This is a genomic window from Delftia sp. S65 (assembly GCF_016516495.1).
In the GTDB taxonomy this organism is placed as follows: domain Bacteria; phylum Pseudomonadota; class Gammaproteobacteria; order Burkholderiales; family Burkholderiaceae_C; genus Comamonas; species Comamonas acidovorans.
In genome coordinates, this window is sequence record NZ_JACVUR010000001.1 from 443,679 (window position 1) to 450,794 (window position 7,116).

General features: G+C 65.6%; 4 protein-coding genes. 3 read left to right on the forward strand and 1 reads right to left on the reverse strand.

Annotated features, from left to right (window positions below; translation table 11 throughout):
- Positions 1 to 165: 165 nt before the first annotated feature.
- Both IAE24_RS01930 and IAE24_RS01935 read left to right on the forward strand, forming a co-directional pair.
- Entirely contained in the window at positions 166 to 2,118 is a 1,953-nt protein-coding gene (locus tag IAE24_RS01930) for a PhoX family protein (RefSeq protein ID WP_199960031.1), read from the forward strand.
- Positions 2,119 to 2,409: 291 nt separating this feature from the next.
- Complete coding sequence (locus IAE24_RS01935) at positions 2,410 to 3,045, forward strand: hypothetical protein (protein WP_180318932.1); 636 nt, start codon at positions 2,410 to 2,412, stop codon at positions 3,043 to 3,045.
- Positions 3,046 to 3,069: 24 nt separating this feature from the next.
- Here the strand turns inward: IAE24_RS01935 and IAE24_RS01940 are convergent, their stop codons facing one another.
- Positions 3,070 to 5,538, reverse strand: a complete 2,469-nt coding sequence (locus IAE24_RS01940; protein WP_199960032.1) for a UvrD-helicase domain-containing protein — start codon at positions 5,536 to 5,538, stop codon at positions 3,070 to 3,072.
- A 365-nt stretch (positions 5,539 to 5,903) separates the two neighbouring features.
- Between IAE24_RS01940 and IAE24_RS01945 the strand changes: the two genes are divergently transcribed.
- On the forward strand, positions 5,904 to 6,881 hold the full coding sequence (locus IAE24_RS01945; protein ID WP_013800939.1) for a GMP reductase: 978 nt from the start codon (positions 5,904 to 5,906) through the stop codon (positions 6,879 to 6,881).
- Positions 6,882 to 7,116 lie beyond the last annotated feature (235 nt).

The following is a 7,116-nucleotide window of genomic DNA, read 5'->3' on the forward strand; positions in this document are numbered from 1 at the left end:
GGCTGTCATATGACGCTGTCACGGTTCCGTCATGCGGATGCCATCGCTCTGTCACACCGGCTGCCTAGCATGCCGTGCGGATGTCAAGCCAGCGAGTGCGCGGCGGCATCCCGGCCCATCCCGCCCCCGATGGGTTGACGCTGACAAACCCATAACGGAAGCCCCATGTCCCAATCCACGATGCTCTCCCGCCGCAAGGCGCTGCAATTCCTGACCGGCGCCCCCCTGCTGCCGCTCGGCTCCGCCGTGTCCGCCACCGGCCTGCTGACCGCCTGCGGCGGCGGTGACGACGGCCCCGCGAAGAACTATGTGGCGGCCAGCTTCACCTCCATGGCAGCGCCCACGCTGGCCAACCCCCAGGCCATGGCCAGGATGACCGTGGCCTCGCAGCTCAAGGTGCAGTTCAGCGACAACAGCGAGCAGAGCTTCGACCTGGGCTACCAGCCCTTCTTCGTCACCGGCGATGAAGTGCCGGACGGCAAGGGCGGCAAGATCCTGGCCGGCGGCTACTACGACATCAACAACAACAAGATCATCGACCGCACCGTGGCCGGCAGCGAGCGCCACTTCTTCTCCGATTCGCCCGACGGCACCTCACTGCTGACCGTGCCCAATGCCAAGGTGGACGGCGTCAAGGGCAAGCCCGTGTTCGCCGTGGTGCAGTTCGAATACACCACCTGGGCACAGGACGGCAAGACCGACATGTACGGCAAGCTGCCCTCTCCCATCGCCGTGCTGACGCTGGACCAGGACCAGACCACCGGCAAGCTCAGCCTGGTCAAGTACCACAACGTGGACACCTCCAAGGTGCACGGCCTGTGGATCACCTGCGGCGCCAGCCTGTCGCCCTGGGGCACCCACCTGTCCAGCGAAGAGTACGAGCCCGACGCCTTCACCACCGGCAATGCGCAGCTGCTGGCCTTCAGCCAGAACCTGTATGGCGACCAGAACAAGGCCAACCCCTACCACTACGGCCACATGCCCGAAGTGACGGTCAACGTGGACGGAACGGCCAGCATCAAGAAGCATTTCTGCATGGGCCGCATCTCGCACGAGCTGGTCCAGGTCATGCCCGACCAGCGCACGGCGCTGATGGGCGACGACGCCACCAACAGCGGCTACTTCGTCTTCGTGGCCGACAAGGAAAAGGACCTGTCCTCGGGTTCGCTGTACGTGGCCAAGGTGGGCGCGGGCTTCTCCATCGACCCCGCATCGGGCAGCGCCGCCGCGCTGACCTGGATCAAGCTGGGCTCGGCCACCAGCGCCGAGATCGAGCAGCTGGCCAACACGCTCAAGCCCACGGACATCATGACCGTGGCCAAGACCGATCCGGGCGACGCCAGCTACACCAAGATCACGGCCAACGGCAAGGTCGAGTGGATCAAGATCAACCCCGGCATGGACAAGGCTGCCGCCTTCCTGGAAACCCACCGCTACGCCGCCTTCAAGGGCGCAAGCATGGGCTTCACCAAGATGGAAGGCACGACCGTCAACGCCAAGGACAAGGTGGCCTACTCGGCCCTGCAGAACTGCGAAAAGTCCATGGTGGCCGGTGATGCGCTGAACGTGGCCGGCAACGGCGTGTCCATCCCCAAGCAGCTCAAGGCCGGCGCCGTGATGGCACTGAACCTGCGCGGCGGCCAGAAGGACACGGCAGGCGCCGCCATCAACAGCGAATGGATGCCCGTGGACACCAAGGCCCTGCTGGCCGGCGAGGACATCAGCGCCGACGCGCTGGGCAACACCGGCAACCCGAACAAGATCTGCAACCCCGACAACCTCAAGTTCTCGGAGAAGATGCGCACCCTGTTCATCGGCGAGGACAGCGGCCAGCACGTGAACAACTTCCTGTGGGCCTACAACATCGACACCAAGCAGCTGTCGCGCCTGATGTCGATTCCCGCAGGCGGCGAATCCACCGGCCTGCATGCCGTGGACGAGATCAACGGCTGGACCTACATCATGAGCAACTTCCAGCACGCCGGTGACTGGGGCGCCATCCACAACGTGGTCAAGCCCACGCTGGACCCGCTGATCAGCGCCAACTATCGCGGCAAGTTCGGCGCCGCCGTCGGCTACCTGACGGGCACCGCTGCCCAGCCCAAGCTGTCGGCCTGACCGCCGCCATAGCGCCCCGTCGCCCCGCCGCCCCGCCGCCCTGCGGCGAGTGGCGCCGCCACACAAAGGCCATGGATTTCCATGGCCTTTTTGCATGTCTGCGTCGCAATTGCATGGATGTCATGAACCCGACTCTTAGCGTGCAAAACAAGAGTCATTCTCACCTGATCGCTATAATTTCTGATGCATTGCGGCGTCGCTCGTCCGCCATCGCACCATCTTCAGCCCCGCCGGATCACGCCCCTCAAGGCCCGGCAGGCGCACGCAGAGCCACACCACAGGAGAGACTCCATGACCGAACCTTCCCGCATCCTTCGCAGCACCGCCTCCGCATGGCTGGCCGCCGCCGCCGCACTGGCGGTGCCGGCCGCGCATGCCGACTATCTCTGGCTGCAGCAGGACGCAGGACAGGCCCGGGCCTATGCCGGAGAGCTGCGCAAGCCGCTGGAACAGCTGCCGGCCCTGGAAGACGCCAAGCAGGTCCTGCCCGACGGCAAGAGCCTTCCACTGAAGGCCGATGCCAATCATTTCACCGCGGACGCAGGCCAGGGCGATGTGCGCATCGCCGCCACGCGCCCCGGCGCCAATGGCGTGCTGACCTACTACCAGGCCCGTTTCGGCCGCAACGACACCAAGGCCGTGAACGACCTGGAGCTGGTGCCCACCACGGCGGGCGGCGATACGTTCCAGCTGGTGTTCAAGGGCCGCAAGGTCGCGGCCAGCCAGGTCAACGTGCAGACCAGCGAGGGCTGGTACCGCACGCTCACGCCATCGCAGGACGGCACGGTGAGCTTCAAGCCCTATTTCCCGGGCCTGTACGTGCTGGAGGTGACGGCGCGCGTGGACAACGGCTCGGTCACGCTGGACGGCAAGAAATACACCGACGTGCGCCACACCACCACGCTGAGCTTCGAAGTCAAGCCCTGAGCGCCGGGCGCGGCAGCCCGCGCCTCATTCCACGACCGTGAGCTTGGCAATGGACAGCGCCAGCCACTTCGTGCCGTGGCGCCCAAAGCTGACCTGGGCGCGCGCATCGTCGCCCGTGCCTTCCAGGGCCAGCACCTTGCCTTCGCCGAACTTGTTGTGGAACACGTTCAGGCCCACGCGCAGGCCGTGGCCCGGAGCGGCCTTTTGCGGCGGCACGGGCGGGCTGGCGAAGACCTCGCTGCGCCAGCCTTCGGCCTTGTTGCCGAAGCCGCCGCGATCGCGTGAACCATAGCCGCCACCACCGCCGCCACCGGGGCGGGGCGCGTAGCTGCCAAAGCCGCCCTGCTTGGGGGTGATCCACTTGAGCGCCTCATCGGGCAGCTCGTCGAAGAAGCGGCTCTTGACGTTGTAGCGCGTCTGCCCGTGCAGCATGCGCGTCTGCGAATGGCTCAGGTACAGGCGCTTGCGCGCGCGGGTGATGGCCACATAGGCCAGGCGGCGCTCTTCCTCCAGGCCGCCCCGGTCCATCATGGCGTTCTCATGCGGGAACAGGCCCTCTTCCACGCCGCCGATGAAGACGGCGTCGAACTCCAGTCCCTTGGAGGCATGCACGGTCATCAGCTGCACGGCGTCCTGGCCGGCCTGGGCCTGGTTGTCGCCAGCCTCCAGCGCCGCGTGCGTCAGGAAGGCGGCCAGCGGCGACAGGGTCTCGCCGGTATCGGCATCGACCATGCCGGCCACGGTGCCGGCCGGCGGCGTGAGCGGCGTGTCCAGCAGCGGCAGCGCAGGGTCCAGGCCCTGGCTGGCGGGGCTTTGCGTCAGCGCCCTGGCGCCGTCATGCTCGTCCAGCGGCAGGGCCACGGCATCGCGGCCAAAGCCTTCCTGGGTGACAAAGCTCTCGGCCGCGTTCACGAGTTCCTGCAGGTTCTCGATGCGGTCGGCGCCTTCCTTTTCGTTGCGGTAGTGCTCGAGCAGGCCGCTTTCTTCCTCGATGGCCTCGATGATCTCGCGCAGCGTGCGGCCCTGGGTCTGCTCGCGCAGCACGTCGATCTTGGCGACAAAGCCTGCGAGCTTGGTGCCCGGCGCGCCCGGCACTGCCGAGACGGCATCGTGCAGCGAGCAGCCCGCGCTGCGCGCCGCGTCCTGCAGCGTCTCCACGCTGCGCGCGCCGATGCCGCGCGGCGGGAAGTTCACCACGCGCAGAAAGCTGGTGTCGTCGTGCGGGTTCTCCAGCAGGCGCAGGTAGGCCAGCGCATGCTTGATTTCGGCGCGCTCGAAAAAGCGCAGCCCGCCGTACACGCGGTAGGGAATGGCGGCATTGAACAGCTGCGATTCGATCACCCGGCTTTGCGCATTGCTGCGGTAGAGCACGGCGATTTCCTGGCGCTGCCAGCCGTCCTTTTTCACAAGCTGCTGGATTTCCTCGACCATCCACTGCGCCTCGGCCATGTCGGTGGGCGCCTCGTAGATGCGCACGGGCTCGCCCGGGCCCTGGGTGGTGCGCAGGTTCTTGCCCAGGCGCTGGCTGTTGTGGCTGATGAGCGCGTTGGCGCAGTCGAGGATGTTGCTGTAGGAGCGGTAGTTCTGCTCCAGCTTGATCTGCTGGCGCACGTCGAACTCGCGCACGAAGTCCTGCATGTTGCCCACGCGCGCACCGCGAAAGGCGTAGATGCTCTGGTCGTCGTCGCCCACTGCGATCACGCTGCCCGTGGCCTGCAGGCGGCCATCCACCATGTCGCCCGCCAGCTGCTTGAGCCACTGGTACTGCAGCTTGTTGGTGTCCTGGAACTCGTCCACCATGATGTGGCGAAAGCGCCGCTGGTAGTGGGCGCGCAGCGCGGCGTCGTCGCGCAGCAGCTCGTAGGAGCGCAGCATCAGCTCGCCGAAATCGACCACGCCTTCGCGCTGGCACTGCTCCTCGTAGAGCTGGTAGATCTCGACCTTCTTGCGCGTATCGGGATCATTGGCCACCACGTCGCCGGGGCGCATGCCCTCTTCCTTGCAGCCGGCAATGAAGTACTGCAGCTGCTTGGGCGGAAAGCGCTCGTCGTCCACGTTGAACTGCTTGCACAGGCGCTTGACGGCCGACAGCTGGTCCTGCGTGTCCAGGATCTGGAAGGTGGACGACAGCTTTGCCGCCTGGTGGTGGGCGCGCAGCAGCCGGTTGCACAGGCCGTGGAAGGTGCCGATCCACATGCCGCGCACGTTGTAGGGCAGCATGGCCGACAGGCGGGCCAGCATTTCCTTGGCCGCCTTGTTGGTGAAGGTCACGGCCAGGATGGAGCCCGGCGTGGCCTGGCCCGTCTGCAGCAGCCAGGCGATGCGCGTGGTCAGCACCCGCGTCTTGCCCGAGCCCGCGCCGGCCAGGATCAGCGCGTGGCCGGCCGGAAGCGTGACGGCAGCGAGCTGCTCCTCATTGAGGTTGGTCAGCAAAGGGGAGTTGGGGGCGGGCACGGCACCGGAGGTGCCGTCGAGCAGATCGATCGGGAACATCCTGGCATTGTAGAAAGCACCTCGCTCCCCAGGGAAACCGATGCCGCATTTCCCGCAATCGGCCTGAAATCTGCCCGCGATATCTGCCCGCGATCTGGCCGCAATAGGCCCGCGCAGCGCGCCCTTGCAGGCTCATAACGCCATCCCTATAACCGCTATATCGACAGGGTGCCCAGGCCCGTCGCCGGCAACGTATAGAATCAATCACCGGGCCCAAGTTTCTTGCGGTCCGGTTTTTTGTGCCCGGGCCACAGCCGCCCTGGCGACGCGGCCCGCCCGCGCCGCCCGCAAGACCGGCCTCCAAGCCAAGCGCCCCATCGCGGAGGGATGTTCCTGCCGCGACCTTTCATGGAGCTTGGAATCAAATGGAAATCTTCGACTACGACAACATCCTGCTGCTGCCGCGCAAGTGCCGCGTGGAAAGCCGCTCGGAGTGTGATGCCAGCGTGGAGCTGGGCGGTCGGTCCTTCCGCATCCCGGCCGTGCCGGCCAACATGAAGACGGTGGTGGATGAGAGCATCTGCACCTGGCTGGCCCAGAACGGCTACTTCTACGTGATGCACCGCTTTGACCTGGACAACGTGCAATTCGTGCGCGAGATGCAGGGCAAGGGCTGCTTCGCCTCCATTTCGCTGGGCGTCAAGAAGCCCGACTACGACACCGTGGACCGCTTCGTCGCCGAAGGCCTGTGCCCCGAATACATCACCATCGACATCGCCCACGGCCATGCCGACAGCGTGAAGAACATGATCGGCTACCTCAAGGAAAAGCTGCCCAAGTCCTTCGTGATCGCCGGCAACGTGGGCACGCCCGAAGCCGTGATCGACCTGGAGAACTGGGGCGCTGACGCCACCAAGGTCGGCATCGGCCCCGGCAAGGTCTGCATCACCAAGCTCAAGACGGGCTTTGGCACGGGGGGCTGGCAGCTGTCGGCGCTCAAGTGGTGCGCGCGCGTGGCGACCAAGCCCATCATTGCCGATGGCGGCATCCGCAGCCACGGCGACATCGCCAAGAGCGTGCGCTTTGGCGCCACCATGGTGATGATCGGCTCGCTGTTCGCGGGCCACGAGGAATCGCCGGGCCAGACCGTCGAGGAAAACGGCCAACGCTTCAAGGAGTACTACGGCTCGGCCTCGGACTTCAACAAGGGCGAGTACAAGCACGTGGAGGGCAAGCGCATCCTCGAACCCGTCAAGGGCCTTCTGGCCAACACCCTGATCGAGATGGAGCAGGACGTGCAAAGCTCGATCAGCTACTCCGGCGGCAAGAAGCTGATGGACATCCGCAAGGTCAACTACGTGATCCTGGGCGGTGACAACGCAGGCGAACATCTGCTGATGTAAACGCGCTGCGCGCCAGCACCTCAAAGGCGGCCTCGGCCGCCTTTTTTGCGGCTGCGCACCGGGTGGCACGCGGGCCCGGCTCAGCGTCACCATGCCATGAACTAAAAATTTGGCGCGTCTTCCTGCAAGCGCACAAAAAATGCCGCATAATTGCGGTCTCGTTTGCAGCGCAGACTTGTTTTTGGGGCTCTTAGCTCAGCTGGTAGAGCAGCGGACTCTTAATCCGTTGGTCGAG